We start from the raw sequence: 25840 nt of genomic DNA on the forward strand, positions 1-25840 counted from the left end.
TAAGTTTAAATGAAAACCTGGAAAGGCGGCTTCGAAACAAGTCAAGCAAATCTGATGAAAGCTTTTCTTTTTAGAGAGGCTTTTTTTAAAACCATCTCATGATGATGGTGGTGCAGTGGTTTGTTTTTATTTTTGTAATCGAAACGGTTTCACTGTTCGACATCCGCTGGCCTGCCCCCGGGCAAAGCATAACGCCAGTAGAATTACATAGCAAAAATATATTGTTGGTTTTGTCTGAACGAGAAATGACGGTAGAAAAAAAGTTTTTCCTATATATCAAACGGCATATCCACAGTGAAAAAAAGGTTAAAGCGTTGAGACGAACGCATCTGGTTTATCCTGTTGGACATCATGGCTTTGAACGAAGAGATAATATGTTTTCTAAAGGAGAGTATGAGTAATGAAGGAAACTGAAATTGCTTTGGAACCTATTGCGATTATTGGAATCGGATGCCGATTCCCGGGAGGGGTGAATAGTCCGGAAAGCTATTGGAAAATGCTGTCCGAGGGGATTGATGCGATATCCGAAATTCCTTCAGACCGCTGGGGTGTCGAATCTTACTATGATCAAGACCGATTCAAAAAAGGCAAGACCGTTTCCAAATGGGGAGGGTTTCTCGAGAAATTTGATCAGTTTGATGTTGAGTTTTTTGGCATGTCTCCGAGGGAAGCGGTCAGTTTGGATCCTCAGCAGCGTTTGCTGCTGATGGCGAGCTGGGAGGCTTTAGAAGACGGTGGCCAGGTTCTGGAACGTTTGGCCGGCAGTGATACCGGAGTATTCATCGGCGGTTTTACGCTTGATTATAAACTGCTTCAATTTTCGGAGAGCAATCGCAGCCTGGTGGAGGCTCATACGGCGACAGGTTCGATGATGACGCTGTTGTCAAACCGGCTGTCATATGCCTTTGATTTTCGCGGGCCGAGCATATCTGTCGATACCGCTTGTTCTTCTTCTTTGGTAGCTGTTCATTTGGCTTGTCAAAGCTTGTGGAATCATGAGGCGTCATTGGCGCTTGCCGGCGGCGTAAACGTGATGCTGAAGCCGGATTATACCATTGCAGAGTCGAAAGCCGGCATGCTGTCGCCGGATGGGCGCTCAAAAACATTTGACTCCTCTGCAAACGGCTATGTTCGCGGAGAAGGCGTCGGTGTTGCGGTATTAAAGCCGTTATCAAAAGCTTTAAAAGACGGGGACCGAATTTATGCGACAATCAGAGCGACAGCGGTAAATCAAGACGGACATTCCAACGGACTTACCGTGCCGCGGGGCGAATCTCAGGAGGAACTGCTGCGGCAGGCGTATTCAAAGGCCGGCATCAGCCCCGGACGGGTTCAGTATATGGAAGCACACGGAACGGGAACGCCTGTGGGCGATCCGATAGAGGCAAATGCGCTCGGCAGCGTTCTCTCAATGGATCGGCCTGAAGGTGATACATGTTATATCGGTTCGGTCAAAACCAATTTTGGGCATACGGAAGCGGCTGCGGGTATTGCCGGTTTGATCAAAGCGGCGCTCTGCTTAAAACATAAAGCCATTCCGCCGCACCTTCATTTGAATGACCCGAACCCGAAGATTTTATTTGAGCAGCTTTGTTTGCAAGTTCCCCGGGCTCTGACACCATGGCCGGATACAAACGGGCCTGCCGTCGCCGGTGTCAATTCGTTCGGTTTTGGAGGAACGAACGCCCATGTTGTGTTGGAAGAGGCGCCGCATGTGATGCCGCCTGTCCGGACATTTACGGAAAAACCGTATGTTTTTCCGGCATCTGCGAGAAGTCTGGAGGCGTTGAAAGATGTTGCCGCGGCCTATAAAGATCGGTTGGAACAGGATGATTCAGCCTGCTCTACTCTGCATGATCTATGCTATACCGCCGGCGTGAAGCGCACCCATCACAGCTGCCGTCTAGCCGCTGTGGCTGATTCAAAGGAAGAGCTGATCAATCAACTGCACGCTTTTCTTTCAGAAGAACCGTATCCCGGATTAAGCGTCGTGCAAGAAGTCCGGCATCATGACTTGGTGAAAGGGGCAACCGCTTCTTTACCCCTTGTGTTTGTGTATTCTGGAATGGGGCCTCAATGGTGGGGGATGGGGCGCAAGCTGCTCGAAACAGAGCCGGTATTTCGCCAAGCCGTTGAACAATGCGACCGGCTTTTACAGCAGTACGGCGGATGGTCGGTGCTGAAGGAAATGTTAAAGAACGAAGAACAATCGCTTTTGGAGGAAACAGAGTTTGCCCAGCCCGCCATATTTGCTCTTCAGGTGGGGCTTACCGCCTTATGGAAATCATGGGGAATCAAACCTGATGCTATCGTCGGCCACAGCGCCGGGGAAGTCGCAGCCGCTTATGCTTCAGGAGCGCTGTCTATCGAACAAGCCGTCCGTGTCATTTATCATCGCAGCCGGTTACAGCAAAAAACAACAGGCATGGGCAAGCTTGCGGCGGTCGGTCTTTCGTTGGAAGATGTCAAGCCGCTTTTGAATGGGTTTGAAGACAGCGTCTCGGTTGCCGCTGTGAACAGCCCAGGCTCACTGACATTGGTTGGTGATCCCGATTCGTTGGAAAAAATCATCAAGCCTTTGGAAGAACAAGGCGTTTTTTGCAGGTATTTGCGCGGAAAAGTGCCGTATCACAGCCATTATATGAATCCGTTGAAAGAAGAACTGCTGAAATCCCTTCACGACTTGTCTCCGCACCGCACGATCACACCTTTGTATTCCACAGTAACCGGAAAACAAATCGCTGGAAGAGATTTAACCGCTGATTATTGGTGGGAAAATGTAAGGAAACCGGTTCAATTTGCCTCATCAATAGAAGAAATCATTCAATCCGATTATCACACTTTTTTGGAAATCAGTCCTCATCCTGTACTGGCTCATTCAATTTCAGAAACGTTGAAAAACGCAAATAAAAAAGGAACCGTTTTGGCGTCATTGCGGCGTTTTGAAGATGACAGCCTCAAGCTGTTTGAAACGCTTGGCGGGCTTTATACCGCCGGATACCAGATCGACTGGTCCATTTTTTATCCGGACGGAGGCGCATTTGAAAAGCTTCCAACCTACCCGTGGCAGCTGGAACGTTATTGGCAGGAATCTGAAGCCTCAGCACAAGACAGATTGGGGCATAAAGTTCATCCGCTTTTAGGCAAAAGACTGTCTTCACCTTTGCCAACCTGGGAATCTGAAGTGAATATGACGCATTTGTCATATTTGAAAGACCATCTTATTCAAGGAAACGTTGTGTTTCCGGGGGCCGCATACGCCGAAATGGGACTGGCCGCCGCGAAAGAAATTTATCAGGATTCCGTTTCTATTTTGACGGTCGACCATGTTGAATTCCATAAAGCTTTATTCATACCTGAAAGTGAAACAATCATGCTGAGGTTGATGTTTCATCCGAAAGACGGCGAGTTTACGATTTACAGCAAGTTCAATAATGAACAACAGGACTGGAAGCTGAACGCTTCAGGCAGGCTGATTGTCCAAACCGCTCAAGCGCCTGAACCGGTCGACCTGGATGAATTGAAAGGCAGGTGCCTGACAGAAATCGGCCATGCTGCATGCTACCAGCAATTCCGGACATTGGGGTTGGAGTACGGACAGACATTCAGGGGGATCGAAAAGCTTTGGCAGGGGTCTGAAGAAGCGCTGGCAAAGGTGTCAATTCCCGCTGAGCTTCATGGAGAAATTTCGGACTATCACTATCATCCCGCTGTACTTGATGTTTGTTTCCAAGTGCTTGCCGCTGCATTGCCTTTTGCTGGGGAGGGCGGAGCTGAGACCGTGTATATGCCGACAGGCGTGGAATCTGCATATATTCCCGAGGGGGCAGGCGGTGCTTTTTATCCCGAAGTGAAACCGGATATGTGGATCTACGCCCGGATTAACAGCCAAAACGATTCCCTTTTAATCGGCGATATCTTTCTTTTGGATGAACAAGGGAACATCATATTGAATATTAAAAACTGCCATGCCAAGTCTTTGAAAGAACAAACCGCCGACCAAAATACGATGAAGGAACAGGCATTTTATGATTTACAGTGGGAGACACAGCAGCTGGAAGATGCCAAACGGACAGAATCGAAAACCAGACATGGAAAATGGCTGATTTTCGCTGACAGAAAAAGCGTCGGTCAGAGCATTGCCGGCATATTGGCGGATCGAGACGAGCAGTTTGTCATGGTTTACCCTGGGGAACAATTTGTCAAATCTGCTGGTGAGTACCGGATTCAGCCTTCTGATCCCGAGGATTACCGCAAGCTGGTTCTGGAGGCGGGCGGAAATGGCTCCCATTTAAAAGGCATCATTCATCTTTGGAATCTCGATGCTGCAGATATGCAGGATGCAGCCCCGGAAACTCTTCGGCAAGCAGAGCTTCTAGGCAGCATATCTGTTCTCCATGTTGTCCAGGCTCTGGCCGGCTTCAGCTGGAAAACAGCCCCGCGTCTCTGGGTGATGACGAGAAACGCGCAAAATATTGTCAACGATGACGGTGCGATTCATGTACTGCAAGCCCCGGTTTGGGGGCTGGGGAAAGTGATAAACCAGCTTGAACACCGTGATATCAAGGGCGGTTTGATCGATTTAGATCCGTTGCCAGATGCCGGTGAAGCAGAACGGATCTGGAAGGAAATCGCCTCCCGCAGTGATGAGGACCAGATCGCTTTTCGGAATGGTCTGCGCTATGTTGCGAGACTAATCGAGAGAAAAGACCTGCATCTGCCGGCTGACCCGGTGTTTCGTTTCGATGGCAGCTATTTAATTACGGGAGGTTTTGGAGCCCTTGGTTTATTGGTTGCCAGATGGCTCGCGGAACGGGGAGCCCGCCATTTGATTCTGATGGGGCGAAAGCCTCTGCCTGAACGTCATGCCTGGAACGATATTCGGCCGGATCATCCAATGGCTGATCGCGTCAAGGCGGTGAAAGAGCTTGAAAAGCTGGGTGCAGCGGTCCATGTTGCTGCTGTAGATGTGAATGATGAGCAAAGTCTGTCAGATTATCTAAAAGCGTATAAGCAAGAGAGCTGGCCGGAAATTCGGGGTGTGATTCATTCTGCCGGCGCGGCGCTCCCGCAGATTCTTCTTCAAGTTCAACAGAAGGATTTCAGCCGGGTTATGGAGCCTAAAACAATCGGTGCATGGAATTTGCATAAACAATTTGAAGATCATCCTTTGGACTTCTTTGTCTTGTTTTCATCGATCGCATCGCTTGTCGCATCGACCGGACAGGGCAGCTATTCAGCGGCCAATGCGTTTATGGACGGGCTTGCACATTACCGCCGGGCGAAAGGTCTGCCGGCCTTGAGCATCAACTGGGGCCCTTGGGGACAAGCCGGAATGGCTACTCAGCTTGATTTGCTGCAGTATTTTGTACACCGCGGTTTTTATCCGATGACAAATGACCAAGGGCTGGAAGCCTTCGGACATTTGCTCGGACAAAAGGTAGCCCAGGCCGCCGTTGTAGGCGCAGACTGGCCGCTGGTTGTAAAAGCGAATTTCGGCGGCAATCAGCCGAGTATGCTGTCTGTTGTCACCGCCGAAGAAAAAACGGCTGACAAAGACCCGGATGCCGCCGCAGGCCAAAGCGGGGATCCGCTGACAGCTCTTCTTGCCCTGAAAGATCCGGACGCGCGCCGTTCCTTTATCATTTCACATCTTCAAGATATCGCAGCCGGTGTTTTAAGTTTAAACCGTTCCAAACTGTCACCGGAGCAATCGCTCGGAAATTACGGATTAGATTCCATGATGGCGATCGAACTGAAGAACCGGATAGATGATCATTTCCACATCAACATCGCCATTGTCGATCTTTTGAAAGGCCCGAGCATTGTCCGGCTTTCCGAGCAAATTTCAAGCCGGCTGACGGATATTCCTGCAGAGGAGCTGAATGAAGAGACGGCTGAAGTCCTTCAGGAGCTTGAGAATCTATCGAAAGATGAACTACAGGCATTGCTTCATGAAATTTCTGCAGGGGAGGAAAAAGAGTGAATGACTTTAAACATAAGTTCGAAAAACTTTCATCAGATCATAAAGCCCTTGTGATTGACCTGCTGAAAAAGAAAGCGCGTGCTGAACAGGGATCTTCTATTCCGGTTCAGCCACGCGGATCAAATAAGTTTCCGCTTTCTTTTCCACAGCAGCGCTTGTGGTTGTTAAACGAGATGGAGACGGGCAATTCCTTCTACAATGTGCCAAGCTGTTTTCGACTGACAGGTGTATTGCACCGCTCTTTGCTTCAAAAAAGCCTTGATGAAATGTGCAAGCGGCATGACATTCTCAGAACCTGCTTTTCGAAAGGGGAGAATGGTGAGCCGGTCCAACGGGTATTACCGTTTTTCTCGATAACCTTAGAGGTCATCGATTGTCACCATTTAAGCAAAAGCGAACGGGAGGTGGAAAGTAGGCGCCGCCTGCAGGAAGAGATTCTCAAACCATTTGACTTGAACGAAGTTCCTTGGCGTGCCATACTGTTCTGCTTGAGCGAAAAAGACCATATTTTGCTTTTAAACATGCATCATACGATTTTTGACGGCTGGTCTTTACAAGTGTTTATGCAAGAAATGCTGACATTTTACGACGGCTTCCTTACCGGGAACTTTGCCGTTCTGCCCGAACCGGAGGTCCAATATGCCGACTTTTCCAGCTGGCAGCGTCAAACCATTGAGGAAGATCGTCTAAAAAAACAGTACGAATACTGGGAAGACAAGCTTCGAAATGTGCCGGTGCTGGAACTTCCGGGCGATCGTCCCCGTCCCGATGTCCCAACCTATGCAGGTTCAAGCTTCATGCTGACGATACCGAAACCGCTCTATGCGTCTCTCAAAACATTGAGCCGCAATGAAGGCGCTACACTGTTCGCTGTTCTATTGTCTGCTTTCAAGGTATTGCTTTTCCGCCACACCTATCAGGAGGATGTGGCCATAGGGACTCCGGTTCACGGACGAAACCGAAAGGAATTGGAAGGCATGATCGGGGTTTTTATTAATATGCTTGTGATCCGGTCAGACCTTTCCGGCAATCCGAGTTTTCAAACGCTGTTGAACAAAGTCCGTGAAGAAGCATGGAACGCTTTATCCAATCAAGATGTTCCTTTTGATCAGTTGGTAGCCCGGTTGCAGCCCGATCGTTCATTCCGCCGCAGTCCTTTGTTTCAGATGATGTTTGCGCTGCACCAATTTATGCCGAACATCAGGCTGTCTGAATTGGAGCTCGAGTATATGCATGTTGACACCGGGAGATCCAAATACGATCTGTCTCTTGAAATCTATGAAAAGCCTGAATCCATGCTTTGTCATTTTGAGTATAATACAGACCTTTTTTCTAGAGACCGGATCGAAAGAATGGCATTGCAATATTCCGCTTTGCTCGAAAGTCTTGCATCAAATCCGGCTCAGCGGATCATGGATTTTGATATAGAAGGCCTGATGAGCGAAGAAGAAAAAAGAGAGAATGCTAAGCTGCGACACCAAGCCTTTTGGCTGAAACAGCTGGCTGGAGAACCGCCCATCCTGCAACTGCCGGCAGATCACCCGCGTCCGGTGCAAGGCTTTGTGGGAGATACGGCAGAAATCAGGGCCGGGGCGGCATTCAAGCAGAAGCTCGAACAGCTGGCAAGTGAACACGGGACAACGTTATATACGGTGCTGATGGCTGCTTTTCAGACATTGCTGTCCCGCTACAGCGGACAGGATGACATCATTGTGGGCTCGCCGGCTCAGGATCTCAAGGACTCAAATCGGGCTGCGGTCACAGTGGCGCTCCGCGGGCACCCGAAGAGTGAAAAAACGTTTGCAGCGTTTCTAAAAGAGATGGCGGATATCGCGGAGGCTGCATTTAGGCATCGGGAATTTCCGATTGAGCCCGTTGCAGAGAAGCTGGGGATGAATGCCGACTCTATTTTTAACGTACTCATTGTCCGGCAAGACGCATCCTGCGGTGAACTGAGTCAGGCAGCACCTTCTTTAGAATTAGATGAAGCGCGGACATTTGACCTTCTGCTGAGAGTCGGGAACGATCCGTCAGGAGTGACATTCCAATTTGAATATCATCGCGGACTGTTCGAGCGGGAGACGATCTGCCGCTGGGCGGATCACTGGCTGCAGCTTTTGGCACAGGTGGCGGAAAAACCTGATATCAAGCTTGGCGATATCGATCTGCTCCCGGCGGCGGAAAAACAGATCCTCCTCGTCTCGTTCAATGATACGAAAGCGGACTATCCAAAGACGAAAACGCTCCATCAGCTGTTTGAAGAACAGGCTGAACGGACGCCGGACCGTACGGCTGTACTGATTGCAGACAGACAGCTGACATATCGGGAGCTCAATGCCAGAGCGAACCGGTTGGCGCGCATACTGCGCGATAAAGGCGTCCGGCCGGATCATATCGTAGGTTTAATGCTGGAGCGTTCGGCCGAGATGATGGTAGGTATACTTGGCATTTTGAAGGCAGGCGGCGCATATCTTCCGATTGACCCTGACTATCCGGAAGAACGAATCAGATACATGCTTGCTGACAGTGGAGCCCGATGGCTTGTGAGACAGCCAGAGCGGGGAGGGCACATTTCGTTTAGCGGAGATGCTGTCATATTAAATGAAGGAGCCGAGCTTCAGCAAATGGAGCCCAATCTGCCGGCAGCAGCCGGACCTGATGACTTGGCATACGTGATTTATACATCGGGATCAACCGGCAAACCAAAGGGCGTCATGGTTGAACATCATTCAGTCGTTAATCGTTTGTATTGGATGCAAAAACAGTACCCGCTTCATCAGGATGATGTGATTTTACAAAAAACGCCATTCAGCTTTGATGTTTCCGTATGGGAACTGCTGTGGTGGGGAGAGGCCGGTGCAAAGGTTTGCTTCCTGCCGCCTGGAGGAGAAAAAGATCCGGAAGTCCTGCTTCAGACGATTAAACGGTACGGCATCACCACGCTGCATTTCGTCCCGTCAATGTTATCCGCCTTTTTGGATGCGTTGGAGGATGGAGATCGGTTTGAATATATCAGGAGCATCCGGCGGGTATTTGCGAGCGGTGAAGCTTTGTCGGCGAAGCTCGCAGAACGGTTTCAGCGCCTCATTTCCCGTAAAACCGGGGCCAGTCTCATCAATCTGTACGGACCGACAGAAGCGACCGTTGATGTGAGCTATTACGATTGCCCGCAAGCGGAGCGTCTTTCAAAAGTGCCGATTGGAAAACCGATCGATAATCTGCAATTGTTTGTCACAGGCCCCCATGGCATGCTTCAGCCGATCGGGATCCCGGGGGAACTGTGCATCAGCGGAGCCGGACTGGCCCGGGGCTATTTACATCAGCCAAAGCTCACGGCGGAGAAATTCTTAGAGCATCCGTTCATTCCGGGGGAAAGGATGTACAAGACGGGAGACCTTGCCCGCTGGCTTTCTGACGGAAATATCGAATATTTGGGACGGATCGACCACCAAGTCAAAATCCGCGGCTATCGCATTGAATTGGGAGAAATTGAGCATCGGCTGCTGGCGCACCAGGGAGTGAAAGAAGCTGTCGTCACCGCGCAGGAAGAAGCCGGCGGGGATAAAGCATTGTGTGCTTATTATGTCGGTCATCAGCCGCTATCATCAGATGAACTGCGAACGTTTATCGGGGAGGCGCTGCCTTCCTACATGGTGCCTTCATTTTATATCGAGCTCGATCAGATGCCGCTGACGCCAAACGGCAAACTGGACCGGAAAGCTCTGCCGAAGCCTGTCCGTGTATCTGCATCAGCCAATATAAGACCGGCGACCGAGACAGAGTCGGTCTTGGCCGTTCTCTGGCAGGAAGTGCTCGGATTGGAACGGGTCGGGGCCGCAGATGACTTTTTTGAACTCGGGGGACATTCATTGAAGGCGATGACTCTTGTGTCGCGTATTCATCGTGCATTAGGAACTGAAGTACCGCTGCGGGCGTTATTTTTTCATCCTACGGTCAGGGAAATGGCCGCATGGATTGAGGCGAACGGAAGAACTTCGCGGTACGCAGAGATCAAACCGGCTCCGTCAATGGAGACGTATCCGGTCTCATCAGCACAAAAACGGATGTACTTCCTCCAGCAAATGGACCCCGAGGCAACGGTCTACAATATGCCGGCCGTATTTCTGGCAGAAGGTCCATTAGATCGCGCTCGATTAGAACGGGCGTTTCAAAGCCTTGTTGCCCGGCATGAATCACTCCGTACACGCTTCGATATCGTTGACGGAGCACCGGTACAACAAGTAATGGAGCAAGTAAGTGTTGAAGTGCCATATTTTAATGGAACAAAAACAGAGGCCCAACAATGGGTTCAGACTTTCGTACGGCCGTTTGATATAAGCAGGGCTCCGCTGTTCCGGGCCGGGGTCATGAAACTGGAGGACGGTCGGCATGTTCTGGCGGTAGACATGCACCATATCATTTCTGACGGTGTAACGGCAAGCCTGTTGATCAATGAGTTCAGCCGCCTGTACCGCGGAGAGGAGCTCCCGCCGCTTACGATCCAGTACAAAGATTTTGCCGTCTGGCAAAATGCCCGTTTGGAAAGCGAAGTGTACAGGGAGCAGGAAGCATACTGGCTGAAACAGCTTTCCGGTGAACTACCGGTGCTGCAGCTGCCTGCTGACAAGCCGCGTCCGCAGATACAGAGCTTTGCAGGGGATATCTTGGAAATATCTGCTGGTGCACGGCTGAACGAAAAACTCAAGGAACTTGCGCAGGAAACCGGAACAACGCTGTTCATGGTGCTTTTGGCCGCATATCAAACATTGCTGTCGCGTTACAGCGGTCAGGAGGACATCATCGTCGGATCGCCGATAGCTGGACGCCAGCACGCCGCTCTTGAAAACATCGCCGGCATGTTTGTAAACACCTTACCGCTGCGGGGATATCCGCAGTCAAATAAAACATTTCGAACGTTTGCCGAGGAAATCAAGAAAACGGCGCTCGAAGCTTATGAACACCAGGAGGTTCCATTCGAGGCGCTTGTTGATAGGCTCGGGGTGCCTCGCGATGTGAACCGTAATCCGGTATTTAACACATTGTTCGTCCTGCAGAATGCGGGTGGCGTTGAGCTCGAAATAGACGAGGTGACCCTTCATCCTTACGAACAAAAACACCCGATCGCCAAATTTGACCTGACCCTTCAGGCCGAGGAAAAGAGCGGCAAGCTGATATTCACATGGGAGTACAGCACAGAGCTGTTTGAGCGGGAGACCATACTTCGCTGGACGGGCCACTGGCTGAAGCTCCTTGAACAGGTAGCGGACAATCCTGACCTCTTGCTTGGTGAGATTGAACTGCTGACAGAAGCAGAAAAACGACAGCTGCTGACCGCATTTAATGGAAAAAAGGTGGCACAACCGGATTGTAAAACTGTTCATCAGTTATTCGAAGAACAAGCGGAACGATGTCCGGATCAAGTCGCAGTGGCGTTCAAGGAGGAGCGGCTTACATATCGGGAGCTGAACGAACGGGCAAACAAGCTGGCCCGGATGCTGAGAGGCAAAGGGGTAAAGCCGGGTGAACTCGTAGGGCTTCTTGCCGACCGCTCTGTAGACATGGCGGTTGGCGTGCTCGGAGTATGGAAAGCGGGCGGTGCATATGTGCCGATCGATCCGGAGTATCCTTCTGACCGGATTCAGTACATGCTTGACGAAAGCGGTGCAAAGCTTGTCATCACTCATCAGGCGCTTGTGGAACGAATTTCTTTTAGAGGGGAAGTCATTGATTTTCAGTCCGTACAGATCAGTCGTCAGCAGGAAGAAAACCTTGATTCTGTCACAAAACAGGAGCATTTGGCATATGTGATGTTCACATCAGGAACGACGGGCCGGCCAAAAGGAGTCATGATCGAACACGGCAGCCTTCAAAGCATGGCCCATGCATGGCGTAAAGCATATGGGCTTGATAAAGAAACTGCTAATGTGCTGCAAATGGCCAGCTTTTCATTTGACGTGTTTGCCGGTGACTTGATCAGGGCGCTCGCTCATGGAGGAAAACTGGTGATATGTCCGAACGAATCCAGGCTGGAACCGGCAGCTGTTTATCAGCTCCTGATCACGCATGATATTCACATGCTTGAAACCACTCCTGCCTTGGCATTGTCGCTTATGCAATATATAGAAGACAACCAGCTGGACACAGGAGCGCTCAACCGGCTGATCCTTGGCTCAGACAGCTGTCCGTCAGCCGATTTCGATCACCTTCAAAAGACATTTGGATCACGTATGAACATCATAAACTCCTATGGGGTAACAGAAGCGTGCATTGATGCCAGCTATTATGAAATAAGCGGTGAAACGGCTGAAGGACGCTTGTCGACATCAGGACATGCGCCGATCGGAAAACCACTTTCCAATGTTCAGCTGTATGTTACAGATGGAAAACGGCAATTGCAGCCGATCGGCATTCCCGGAGAGCTTTATATCGGCGGAGCCGGAGTCGGCCGAGGCTACTGGAATCGTCCGGACCTGACGTCTGAGAACTTTGTATCCAATCCGTTTGCCCCTGGTGAACGCATGTACAAGACGGGAGATCTCGTCAGATGGCTGCCTGGTGGAAATCTTGAATATTTAGGGAGAATCGACCATCAAGTAAAAATCCGCGGCTATCGGATCGAATTGGATGAAATCGAATATCAGCTTTTAAAGCATGAAGCGGTCAAGGAAGCCGTCGTGATCGCGAGGGAAGACGGCAGTGGAGACAAAACGCTGTGCGCATATTTTACAGCGAAGCAGACGATTGAGAAAAACGAATTGCGCGCACATGTAGCAGCGGCGCTCCCGCCTTACATGGTACCGTCTTTCTTTACGGAACTTCAATCCATGCCTCTGACATCAAACGGGAAGCTGGACCGCCGGGCACTGCCGGAGCCTGAACGTATTGCCTCTGTTGGTTCGTATGTCAAGCCTGACACGGCAACGGAAGAGCTCTTAGCCGTTCTTTGGCAAGAGACGCTCGGCCTAAAGAGAATTGGAGCCGATGAGGATTTCTTCGAACTAGGAGGCCATTCGCTAAAGGCAATGACGCTGATCTGGCGAATCCACAAAGAATTCAGAACAGAGGTGCCGCTGCGGCAGCTATTCCGTTTTCCGACGATTAGGGGACTCGGGGCATGGATTGATGCACACAAAGGTGCCTCTCCATTTGCCGAAATTGAAGCAGCACCAAAACAGCAGGCTTACGCTCTTTCTTCAGCACAGAAAAGAATGTATGTCCTGCAGCAGATGGACCGGGAATCAACGGTGTATCATATGCCAGAGGTTTTGCTGATAACGGGACGCCTCGACCGAACCCGGCTTGAACAGGCGTTCAACGGGGTGATCGCAAGGCATGAATCGCTTCGCACTCGTTTCATCCTTCTGGAAGGGGAGCCGGTGCAGCAGGTGCTTGAAGACGCGTCATTCCGCCTGTCGTACAGGTCCGGCTCTGAGGAAAAAGCTGATCGGTGGCTGCGATCATTTGTCAGGCCCTTTGACTTAAGTGAAGCACCCCTTTTACGTGCAGAAGTGATGACGCTGTCTGATAACAGGCATTTGTTGGCCATAGATATACATCATATCATTGCTGACGGCATCACGGTAAGCCTGTTGATCAATGAGCTCGGCATGCTGTATAACGGGGCACAACTGCAGCCGCTCAAGCTCCATTACAAAGATTATGCCGTTTGGCAAAACAAAAGGATGCAAACAGAAGACTATAGGAAACAAGAAGCATATTGGCTTGAAAAGCTATCCGGCGAACTCCCGTTGCTGGAGCTTCCGGCTGACAAACCGCGGCCTGCCCTGCAAAGTTTTGCGGGAGACACTGTTGAAGCAACGGCAGATTTGAAGCTGAAACGAAAACTTGACCAGTTGGCCGCAGAAAGCGGATCGACACTGTATATGGTCCTTCTGTCTGCATATCAGGCCCTGCTTGCACGCTACAGCGGGCAGGATGATATCATCGTCGGATCGCCGATCGCCGGCCGCCAGCACTCTGGTCTTGAAAACATCGCTGGCATGTTCGTCAATACATTGGCATTGCGCGGGCACCCGCATGGAGACAAGACGTTCAAGCAGTTTATACAAGAGATCAAGGAAACCGCGCTTGGTGCTTTTGAACGGCAGGAAGTACAATTTGAAGCGCTTGTGGACAAGCTCGGGGTACGCCGTGAGATCAATCGGAACCCTGTATTTGATACGATGTTTGTCATGCAGAATACGGAAAATGCCGAGCTCGTACTGGACGGGCTTTCACTGGATTCATACAAAAAAGTGTACCAGACGGCCAAGTTCGATTTGACGCTGCAAGCGGAAGAGCAGGCAGACGGGTTAACGTTCACCTGGGAATACAGCACGGCTCTGTTTGAAAGGGCGACTGTTGAACGGTGGACAGGTCATTGGCTCCGGCTTTTGGAACAGGTGGCAGATGATCCATTCATTCGGATAAAGGAGATTGATTTGTTGACGGAAGCAGAAAAAAGGCAGCTGCTTGTCACATTCAACGACACAACAACAGATGATTTGAAGACTCGAACGATTCATCAGCTATTTGAAGAACAAGTAAAACAATCGCCTGACAATGTCGCGCTCGTGTTCCGGGACCGGCAGATGACATACCGCGAGCTGAACGACCGTGCCAATCGGCTTGCCAGGACGCTAAGGGCGGAAGGCATGAAAGCAGATCAGCTTGTTGGTCTTATGGTTGACCGTTCTTTAGAAATGGTCATCGGGATGTTAGGGATTTTGAAAGCCGGCGGCGCTTATGTTCCGATTGATCCGGAATATCCGCAAGAACGTATTCTTTATATGATAGAGGATTCGGGCATCAAGCTGCTGCTCTTGCAACGCCATCTGCAAAAACGCGCGCCTTTTTCGGGTACCACGATCGTTCTTGATGAGGAGAAAACCTACAGCCAGGACGGCTCCGATTTGGAACCGGTCTCCGGACCGCAGCATACAGCGTATGTCATCTATACATCAGGGACGACAGGAAAGCCGAAAGGAGTAGTGGTCGAGCATCGCGGGTTATGCAACCTTACTCTTTTATTCAAAAGCAGAATGTCCGTCAGCCAAGAGGACAAAATCGTTCAATTTGCAAGTCTATCGTTTGATGCGTCATGCTGGGAAATCGCCATGTCGCTTCTATGCGGGGCGGCTTTATATATTCCTGACCAGTCGGTGATTTTAGATCATCGTTTATTTGAACGATTCCTTTATGACAACAACATTACAATAGCTACATTGCCGCCCGGATATGCCGCGCATTTGGAGCCGGAGCGGGTTCCGGCCTTAAGAAAGCTGATTACTGCAGGATCGGCTCCATCTGTTGAACTTGTGAAAAGATGGGAGAATCAAGTGATCTATTATAACGCATACGGGCCTACCGAATCTTCTGTTTGCTCTCTGATATGGAAGGGCGGCCATTCTGTCGCGGGTAGATCGGTTCCGATCGGAAGCCCGATCGATCATCATGCTGTATATATTGTGGATCACAACAATCAATTGCTTCCGATTGGAGCAGCGGGTGAATTGTGCATTGCAGGTGAAGGATTGGCCCGGGGCTATCTTCATCGTCCAGATCTGACAGCCGAAAAATTCGTAGCCAATCCGTTCAGCCCGGGTGAAAAAATGTATAAAACAGGGGATCTCGCCCGCTGGCTCCCTGACGGAAATATCGAGTATCTCGGCCGCATCGATCATCAGGTGAAAATTCGGGGCTATCGAATTGAAATAGAGGAGGTCGAGCACCGGCTTTTATCTCATGAAGCGGTGCGCGAAGCAGCTGTCATCGCCAAGGAAGATGCCGGCGGCGCCAAATCATTATGTGCTTATTACGTGGCAAAACAGCCGGTCGGCCTACACGAGCTTCGATCACATATAGCCGCAATGCTGCCATCGTATATGGTGCCTGAGTTTTTCATGGAACTGCAGCAGATGCCGCTGACTCGAAACGGCAAGCTTGACCGTCAAGCACTGCCTGAGCCGGACCGTGCAGCAGCGTCGGCTGTTTATATCAAGCCCGCGACAGAAACAGAAGCAAGATTGGCTGCCCTTTGGCAAGATGTGCTTGGAGCCGAACGCGTCGGAGCCGCAGATCATTTCTTTGAACTGGGTGGCCATTCATTGAACGCCATGACACTCATATCCCGCATTCAGCGTGATCTGGACATTGATATTTCGATGAAGGAATTATTTCGTTATCCGACCATCAGGGAACTGGCGGATCGAATTGACTCAGCAGGGCACTCGATTCATCAATATACCAAGTATTTGGACAAAATGACACCGGAAAACCGGAGATTATTTTTCAAAAACGAACGGGAACATATCGTGAATGATATAGGAACAGCAGGGTATGACCGGCTGTATGCCAGCTATGTTGGCACTCCGGATAGAAGCCAAAGGAGGAAAGGCGATGCCGATTGATTGGAGGAAGTACGGAGTGGCCGAAGAGCCTGTAAAAGAAGGTTCACATATCAAAATTGAGCCTGTCCCGCATCAAGACGCGTATGAACTTTCATCGGCCCAAAAAAGAATCTATGTGCTGCAGCAAATCGATCCTGCGGCAACAGCTTATAACATGCCGCAGATTTTGATGATAGAAGGTGAATTGGAGCATCATCGGCTGGAACAAGCTTTCCGCCAGCTGATGATGCGGCATGAAGCATTGCGCACTCGATTTTTTTTGAAAGAGGGGGCGCCGGTGCAGCAGGTCCTGAACGATGTGCCGTTTGACATAGCGTACACTTATGGAACAGAAGAGGGCGCTGAACGCTGGGCGCAGTCATTCATAAAGCCGTTTGACTTAAGCAAAGCCCCGCTTTTGCGGGTCGAAGTGATGATACTTCCGAACGGACGCTGTCTGTTGGCTGTGGATCTGCATCACATTATCGCTGACGGTGTTACAGTGAAGATGCTTATCGAAGAACTTGGGACGTTTTATAAGGGAGACGGGCTGGAGCCGCTTACGATCCAGTACAAAGATTATGCCGTCTGGCAAAATGAAAGGATGAAAAGCGAGGAATACGCGAGACAGGAAACTTACTGGCTGAAACAGCTTTCCGGTGAACTGCCGGTATTGAAGCTTCCGGCTGATAAACCGCGTCCCCAGATGCCATGCTTTACCGGGGACGCAGTGGAAGCAACTGCTGATATGATGATGCAGGAAAAGCTGAAGAAGCTGGCAAGGGAAAACGGAGTGACGCTCTATATGGTGTTGTTGGCGGCATATCAAGCGCTGCTTGCCCGCTACAGTGGAGAGGATGACATCATCGTCGGATCGGCCGTCGCCGGACGGACGCATCCTTCGCTTGAAAAGGTGGCCGGAATGTTTGCCAATACACTGGTTTTTCGGGGATACCCGCAAAAAGAAAAGTCTTTTCGCTCGTTTTTGGAAGAAATCAAGGAGGTTACGCTTGGAGCCTTCGACCATCAGGAGGTGCCGTTTGAAGCCCTCATGGAAAAGCTTGGAATTTCGCGTGATGGATATCGAAATCCCGTCTTTGACACCATGTTTGTTCTGGAAAATGTAGAGGATCAAGAGCTGGTGCTGGACGGACTGGCATTTCATCCATATGAAGTAACACATCAGATCGCAAAGTTCGACCTGATGCTCCAGGCGAAGGAACAAAGGGGCGGTCTGCGGTTTACATGGGAATACAGCACAGGCCTGTTCGAGCGCGAGACGGTCGAGCGGATGACGGGCCACTGGTTTTGCCTGTTGAAGCAGATAACAGATGATCCGGATATCAGACTCGGAGAGATTGATCTATTGACAGAAACCGAAAAGCACCGGCTCATTTGCACATTCAATCAAACGGATCCGGCTGTTCCTCGGAATAAAACGATTCACCAGTTGTTTGAGGAGCAGGTGGAACGGACGCCTGATGCCGCTGCGGTGGTTGATAAAGAGCAGCAGCTGACCTACAGCGAGCTGAACAAGCGCGCCAACAGACTGGCACGCGCATTGAGGAAAATGGGAGCGGGCCCCGAAGTTGCTGTGGCTGTCGTCGCAGATCGATCGATTGAGATGATAACGGCAATTTTCGCCGTCCTCAAGTCCGGCGGGACGTATGTGCCTGTCGACCCGGAATATCCGCAAGAGCGGATCCATTATATGCTGGAAGACAGCGGAGCGAAGCTGATTCTTGCAACGAAAGAGGCAGTTCCTCCTTTTATCGGCAGTGAAGCAGTGCTTTTCATTGAGGATGCTGTTTCAGCTCCATACGAAAGCTCCAATTTGGAACTCGCATCGACGGCGCAGCAATTGGCATACATTATGTACACATCGGGGACTACAGGCAAACCGAAAGGAGTCATGGTCGAACATCAAAATGTGGTCCATTTAGTAAATAGCTCGTCATATGTACCGTTCGCACAAATCGGACGCCTTGCACAGACTGGCGCGATAAGCTTTGATGCATCGGTTTTTGAAGTGTTCGGAACCCTTCTTCACGGAGGCGCAATTTATCCGGTGAGCAAGGATATGCTGCTTGATCCAGCACAGATGACGAGCTTTTTGAAAGACAACTGCATTTCAACGATGTGGCTGACCTCGCCATTGTTCAATCAGCTCGCACATGAAAATGCAAACATGTTCGCCGGACTGCAGCATTTAATCATCGGAGGCGACGTCCTGTCGGCTCGACATGTTCGAATGGTGAAACAGTCCTGTCCGGCGCTGACCATATGGAATGGCTACGGGCCGACCGAAAATACGACATTCTCGGCGTGTTATCGGATTCAGGATGATCGGGATCCGATTCCGATCGGCAGGCCGATCAGCAATTCTTCAGCTTATATCGTGAATTCAGAGGGACGGCTCCAGCCTGTCGGAGCACCCGGCGAATTATGCGTGGGCGGAGCCGGGGTGGCCCGCGGCTATTTGAATCAGCCGGAGCTGACCGAAAAGAAGTTTGTTCCTAATCCATTTGCTCCCGGCCGGATGTATAAAACGGGCGATATGGCCAGATGGCTGCCGGACGGCAATATCGAGTACTTGGGACGGATTGATCAACAGATCAAGATCCGCGGATACCGGATCGAATTAGGTGAAATAGAAGCTCATCTTTCAGCCCACCATTCTGTCAAGGAAGCGGTTGTCACCGCAAGAGAGAACGCATCCGGGGAAAAGGAGCTGTGCGCTTTTTATGTGCCGGGCCAACCGATTGAAGCAGAACAGCTGCGTGATCAAATAGCAGAAGCGCTGCCATCATATATGGTTCCGTCATTCTTTACAAAGCTTTCAAAGATGCCGCTAACACCAAACGGCAAGCTTGACCGGAAGGCGCTTCCCGAGCCGGAGCGTGTATCTGCTATGGATTCGCATGTAGAGCCTGAGACGGAAACAGAAACGCGTTTGGCCGCCCTTTGGCAGGAGGTGCTTGGAGTTAAAAAAGCCGGTGCTTCGAGTCATTTCTTCAAGTCGGGCGGACATTCCTTAAAAGCGATGATGCTCGTAGCCCGGATTCATCAGGAATTTGGAGCGGAAGTCCCGCTGCGTGAGTTATTCCGTCATCCAACGGTGAGAGAACTTGCCGCATGGCTCGATGAGAATGGCAAAATATCACCTTACATCGGAATCACTCCTATTCCGCGTCAAAAAGAGTACCCGGTGTCATCTGCGCAGAAACGAATGTACGTACTGCAGCAAATCGATCCTGGGGCAACAGCTTATAATGTACCGGCCGTTTTGGTGGCGGAAGGCATACTGGACTATGACCGTTTGGAGCAGGCGTTTCAAAAATTGATCAACCGCCACGAATCGCTGCGCACCCGATTTGTCTTGACAGACGGCGAACCGGTGCAGCGGATTGAAGAAAATGCATCGTTTCATGTTACTTACCATCACGGGACAGATGATGAAGCAGGGCGGTGGGTGAAGTCGTTTATACAGCCGTTTGACCTAAGCAAAGCTCCGCTGCTCCGGGTGGGAGTCATGAAGGTAACAGCTGAGCGGCACCTGCTTGCAATAGATTTGCATCACATTATCGCAGACGGTATGACGCTAAATATTTTCATTCAAGAGTTCAATGCGCTGTATCACGAAATCGAGCTCGCGCCTCTTGCGATTCAATATAAAGATTTTGCGGTTTGGCAACATATGCGGATGGAAAGCGAGGCGTACAGCAATCAAGAAACATACTGGCTGGACCGGCTTTCCGGTGAACTGCCCGTTCTGCAGCTGCCGGCGGACAAACCGCGGCCTGCGGAACAAAGTTTCAGCGGGAATATAATTGAAACAGCCGCAGAGCCAAAACTGAAGCAAAAGCTTGAACTTCTGGTGCAGAAAAGCGAATCAACGCTGTATATTGTTCTTTTGGCAGCATATCAAACATTACTGTCGCGTTATAGCGGACAGGATGATATTATCGTGGGATCGCCAGTAGCAGGACGCCCACATGCGTCCCTTGAGAACATCGCCGGGATGTTTGTGAATACTTTGCCGATGAGAGGGCGTCCAGAAGGACATAAGACATTTCGTGAATTTATAGAAGAAATCAAGGAAACAGCGCTAGGCGCATTCGAACATCAGGAAGTACAGTTTGAAGCGCTTGTTGAGAAGCTCGGGGTGCGCCGTGACATCAACCGGAATCCGGTGTTTGATGTTATGTTTGCCTTGCAGAACACGGAAAAGACAAAGCTGTCAATGGATGGACTGACACTGAGCCCTTATGAACAGGAGCACACGATCGCCAAGTTTGATTTGTCGTTGTTTGCAAACGAGGAAAGCGGCCGGCTGCGATTTAGCTGGGAATACTCGACGGAACTGTTCGAACGGGAAACGATTGAGCGCTGGACAGGACATTGGCGAAGACTTTTAGAGCAAGTAGCGGAAGACCCGGACATCAAGCTCGGGGAGATCGACTTACTGACAGAGGCGGAAAAAAACCAGCTTCAATTTGAATTCAACGGTACTGAAACCAGGTATCCGAGAAATAAAACCCTTCATCAGCTATTTGAAGAACAGGTGGAACGGACGCCTGATCAAACGGCTGTCCTATTTGAAGGTCGGAAGGTCACATATCGGGAGCTGAATGCGAGGGCGAACAGGCTTGCAAGGGATCTGCGCGGGAAAGGAGTCAAACCTGATCATATCGTAGCTCTGATGACAGAGCGTTCTATTGAGATGCTGGTCGGGATACTAGGCATTTTAAAAGCAGGCGGGGCATATCTTCCAATCGACCCGGATTATCCGGAGGAACGGATCGGGTTTATGCTGAAGGACAGCCGCACGCGCTGGTTATTAAAGCAGGCGCATATTGGCGGCAGCATTCCATTTTCCGGGGAAAGCATGCTCTTGGACGAGTCGGACAGTTTGACGAAGGCCGAAGCCAACCTGACTCCGGTTAGTAAAGCAGATGACATGGCATATGTCATTTACACATCAGGTTCAACAGGCAAGCCGAAAGGCGTCATGGTCGAACACCATTCGGTCGTCAATCGCCTGCATTGGATGCAGAAACAATTTCCGCTTGAGGTCGATGACGTCGTTCTGCAAAAGACCCAGTTTAGTTTTGATGTTTCAGTATGGGAGCTGTTTTGGTGGGGACAGGTCGGAGCAAAAGTGTGTCTGCTGCCGCCGGGGGGAGAAAAAGATCCGGAAGTGATTCTCGAAACCATCGCCCGGTACGGTGTTAAGACCCTTCATTTTGTTCCATCGATGTTATCCGCTTTTCTCGATGCTCTTAAAGATGGCAGCCGAATTGAACAGATCCGGAGTATCAGGCAGGTGTTTGCCAGCGGCGAAGCTTTGCCTGCCCCATTGGCCGAGCGGTTTCGGCGTGTGGTGTCCAGTCAAACCGGCGCTGAATTAATCAATATGTACGGGCCGACAGAAGCCACCGTAGAAGTAAGCTGTTATGAGTGTCCGCTATCAGATGGCATAACAACGGTTCCGATTGGAAAACCGATCGATAATCTTCAATTATACGTGGTCAGCCCCTTTAGGAACATGCAGCCGATTGGCGTTGCCGGCGAGTTGTGCATCAGCGGAGCGGGCCTTGCCCGCGGCTATTGGAATCGTCCTAAGCTGACGGCGGAGAAATTTGTCGATCATCCGTTTCAGGCAGGTCAACAAATGTATAAAACCGGAGATCTCGCGAAATGGCTGCCTGATGGAAATATTGAATACTTAGGGCGGATTGATCATCAAGTCAAAATCAGGGGGTACCGGATCGAACTGGGGGAGATCGAACATTGCATGCTCGAGCACCAAGCGGTAAAGGAAGCGGTCGTGACCGCTCGGGAAGAAGCGAATGGTGATAAAACTTTGTGTGCTTATTACGTGGCAAAGCAGCGGCTGACAGCGGATGAGCTGCGCGCCCATGCCGCTCTGTCACTGCCTGCGTATATGGTTCCGGCATTCTTTACATGGCTTCCGTCCATGCCGCTGACAGCAAACGGAAAAATTGACCGAAAAGCGCTGCCTCAGCCCGACTGTCAATCTATTCCATCAGCATATGAAGAACCGGCGACGAAGACGGAAAAACGTCTGGCCGACCTTTGGAAGAAGACGCTTGGGGTCGAACGGATAGGAGCGACAGACCATTTCTTTGATCTGGGCGGACATTCACTCAAGGCAATGACGCTTGTCTCTTTTATTCACAAGGAATTCGGAACGGACATTCACTTGCGGGACGTGTTCCGCTATCCGACGGTGAGGGGGCTTGCAGATAGGATCGGAGCGAAGAAAAGCGTTTCGCCATATGCGGGAATCGAGCCCGTTCCCCGGCAGGAAACCTATCCGGTTTCATCGGCGCAGAAACGGATGTATGTGCTGCAGCAGCTGGATCCGAAGTCTACTGCTTATAATATGCCGGTCGTTCTTGAATTGAATGGCCGTGTAGACGACAGAAGGATGGAAAAGGTGTTCCAAAAGCTGATTGAACGCCATGAATCATTGCGTACGCGATTTTTTATAGCAGAGGGCGAGCCGGTGCAGCAGGTGCTGAAAACAGTACCATTTACGGTTTCGCGTGTACACGGTACAGAGCAGGAAGCTGACCATTGGGCGCAGTCGTTTGTGCAGCCGTTTGCCTTAAGCAAAGCTCCGCTCTTGCGTGCAGGAATGATGGAAATAGGCGCAGATCGCCACTTGCTTGCGATTGATATGCATCACATCATCGCTGACGGCGTGACCCTCAGTATCTTTATAAATGAGTTCAGCAAATTGTACGATGCCGCCGATTTGCCGCCGCTCAAAATTCAATACAAAGATTTTGCGGTTTGGCAGCATGTGCGAATGAAAAACGAAGCATACAGAAAAAAAGAAGCATACTGGATGGAGCAGCTATCCGGGGAACTGCCGCTGCTGCAATTGCCTGCCGATAAACCGCGTCCTGCGGTCCAAAGCTTTGCGGGCGATGCGATAGAAGCGCATGCCGATTTGGAATTAAAACAGAAACTGGAGCAATTGGCGAAGGATAACGGGGCGACGCTGTACATGGTGCTGCTTGCGGCGTATCAAACCTTGCTTTCCCGCTATAGCGGACAGGAAGATATGATCATAGGATCGCCGATCGCCGGACGGCCGCATGCCGATTTGGAGCCGATCGCCGGAATGTTCGCCAATACTTTGTCGATGCGCGGACAGCCCCGGGGCGACAAAACGTTCAAAGCCTTTCTGCAGGAAATCAAGGAAATGGCGCTGGGGGCATTTGAGAACCAGGAAGTGCCATTTGAAGAACTGGTGGAAAAGTTGGAAGTGCATCGCGACGTGAACAGAAATCCTTTATTCGACTCGATGTTTGTGCTTCAAAATATGGACGATGCAGAGCTTAACATGAACGGATTGACGCTACGTCCGTATAAACGGCAGATGTATAAAACAGCCAAGTTCGATCTGACGCTGCAGGCAGAAGAGAGAGAAACGGGACTTGCCTTTACGTGGGGCTACAGCACAGCGCTGTTTGAACGGGAGACGGTCGAGCGCTGGACAGGGCACTGGCTGAGGCTTTTGGAGCAAGTGGCTGAAACCCCTGATATACCGCTGGGAGAGATTGATCTCTTGACAGAAGCTGAAAAGCATCAGCTGCTTATTACATTTAACGATACAGAGGCGGATTATCCGCAAAATAAGACGATCCAGCAGTTATTTGAGGAACAGGCAGAAAGGACGCCGGACCATATCGCGATAGCGTTCAAGAACCGACAGTTGACATACCGTGAGCTGAATGAACGGGCAAACCGGCTTGCGCATTCATTACGCAGCCGCGGCATTCATCCGAATGATGTTGTTGGACTCATGACGGAGCGTTCACCGGAAATGATCATCGGCATTCTCGGGATTTTGAAAAGCGGGGCGGCTTTTGTACCGGTTGACCCTGATTATCCCGCGAAACGAATCCGCCTAATGATTGAAGATAGCTCGGCATCCACTTTTGTCGTTCAGTCCCATCTGGCTGAACGGGTACCTGCCGGCGTTACGGTCATTGAGCCTGAAAGCGATGAATTATTGGATGAGCCGTCACACAATCCGCAAGCGGTCAATCAGCCCGACGATCTGTTTTATGTGATCTATACGTCCGGGACCACCGGAAAACCTAAAGGCGCCATGCTGAATCACCGCAATTTTGTAAACCTGATTCATTTTCAGCTGACAATGGGGGGGATTGATTTCAGCCATCATGTGCTGCAATATGCGACTTTTAGTTTTGATGCGAGCTATCATGAAATATTCTCCACGCTGTTGTCGGGAGGGACGCTGCGGCTGATCACAAAAGAGCAGCAGACAGATCCGGAGGAATTGCTGAACATCATTGACCGCCACCAGATCCGGGTTCTGTTTCTGCCGGCTGCTTTCTTGAAATTTCTATTTCAAAATAAATATTATGCCGACCGCTTTCCTGCATGTGTCGACCATATTGCATCAGCTGGCGAGCAACTGGTCGTTAGCGGCGAAATGAAACAGGCGCTTCGGGAAAAGCAAATTTCGCTTCATAATTATTATGGTCCGTCAGAAACGCATGTCGTGACGACGCTGACGATGAACCCGGATGATCAGATCGACGAGTTTCCTTCCATAGGAAGGCCGATTTCCAATACACGCATTTATTTGCTCAACCAGCAGAAGAAGCTGGTGCCTATCGGAGTTGAAGGCGAGCTGTACATTTCAGGTGACAGTGTAGGCCCCGGCTATATCAACCAAGCGAAGCTTACCGATGAGAAATTCGTAGCGGATCCTTTTCAAAGCGGGGCGAAAATGTACCGGACAGGTGATCTTGCAAAGTGGCTGCCAGACGGACAAATTACATTTATAGGACGGATCGATCATCAAATCAAAATTCGCGGATATCGGATCGAACTTGGTGAAATCGAACATCAGCTGATGGCGCATCATGCAGTAAAGGAAGCAGTTGTGATTGCCAGGGAAGGTGCCGGCGGCATGGAGGTGTGCGCCTATTACACCGCCAACAGGCCGGTTGGGGCGGATGAATTGCGCGGATATCTTGCCGCTGCGCTCCCGGCATATATGATGCCGTCAGCTTTGACAGAGCTTGAACGCATGCCTGTGACATCAAACGGCAAGCTGGACCGAAAAGCCCTGCCGGAACCAAAACGTTTATCAAGTGCTTATACAGAGCCGGCTACGGCTACAGAGGCACGACTTGCCGTTCTATGGCAGGAGGTCCTTGGAGTGGAGCGCGTCGGGGCTACAGACCACTTTTTTGAACTGGGCGGCCATTCATTGAAAGCGATGACTCTAATAGCCCGCATCCACCAGGAATTAGAGGCGGAAGTGCCGCTCAGGGAGCTGTTTCTCCATCCGACGGTGAGAGACCTTGCTGTATGGATTGAGGCCAATGGAAGCATGTCTCCGTTTGCTTCCATTCAGCCGGCGCCGCGGAATGTAAAGAGGAAGGAGGAATAA

General features: G+C 50.5%; 4 protein-coding genes. All 4 read left to right on the forward strand.

Features of this window, described 5'->3' with window-relative positions; all coding sequences use genetic code 11:
- The first annotated feature begins 110 nt into the window (after positions 1-110).
- From R5H20_RS10010 to R5H20_RS10025, 4 genes are read left to right on the forward strand one after another with little or no spacing between them, the layout of a single operon-like run.
- Entirely contained in the window at positions 111-401 is a 291-nt protein-coding gene (locus R5H20_RS10010) for a hypothetical protein (protein ID WP_141231115.1), read from the forward strand.
- Positions 401-5986 carry a type I polyketide synthase gene (locus R5H20_RS10015; protein WP_006640280.1) on the forward strand — a complete coding sequence of 1862 codons (5586 nt, stop codon included), beginning with the start codon at positions 401-403 and terminating at the stop codon, positions 5984-5986. Before R5H20_RS10010 ends, R5H20_RS10015 begins: the two co-directional genes overlap by 1 nt.
- The gene (locus R5H20_RS10020) at positions 5983-16395 is read left to right on the forward strand and encodes a non-ribosomal peptide synthetase (RefSeq protein ID WP_006640279.1); all 10413 of its coding nucleotides are present in this window, start codon (positions 5983-5985) and stop codon (positions 16393-16395) included. Before R5H20_RS10015 ends, R5H20_RS10020 begins: the two co-directional genes overlap by 4 nt.
- Positions 16385-25840: a non-ribosomal peptide synthetase gene (locus R5H20_RS10025; protein ID WP_006640278.1), complete on the forward strand. Its 9456-nt coding sequence runs from the start codon at positions 16385-16387 to the stop codon at positions 25838-25840. Before R5H20_RS10020 ends, R5H20_RS10025 begins: the two co-directional genes overlap by 11 nt.

Source organism: Bacillus sp. KICET-3 (genome assembly GCF_033261025.1).
In the GTDB taxonomy this organism is placed as follows: Bacteria; Bacillota; Bacilli; order Bacillales; family Bacillaceae; genus Bacillus; species Bacillus sonorensis.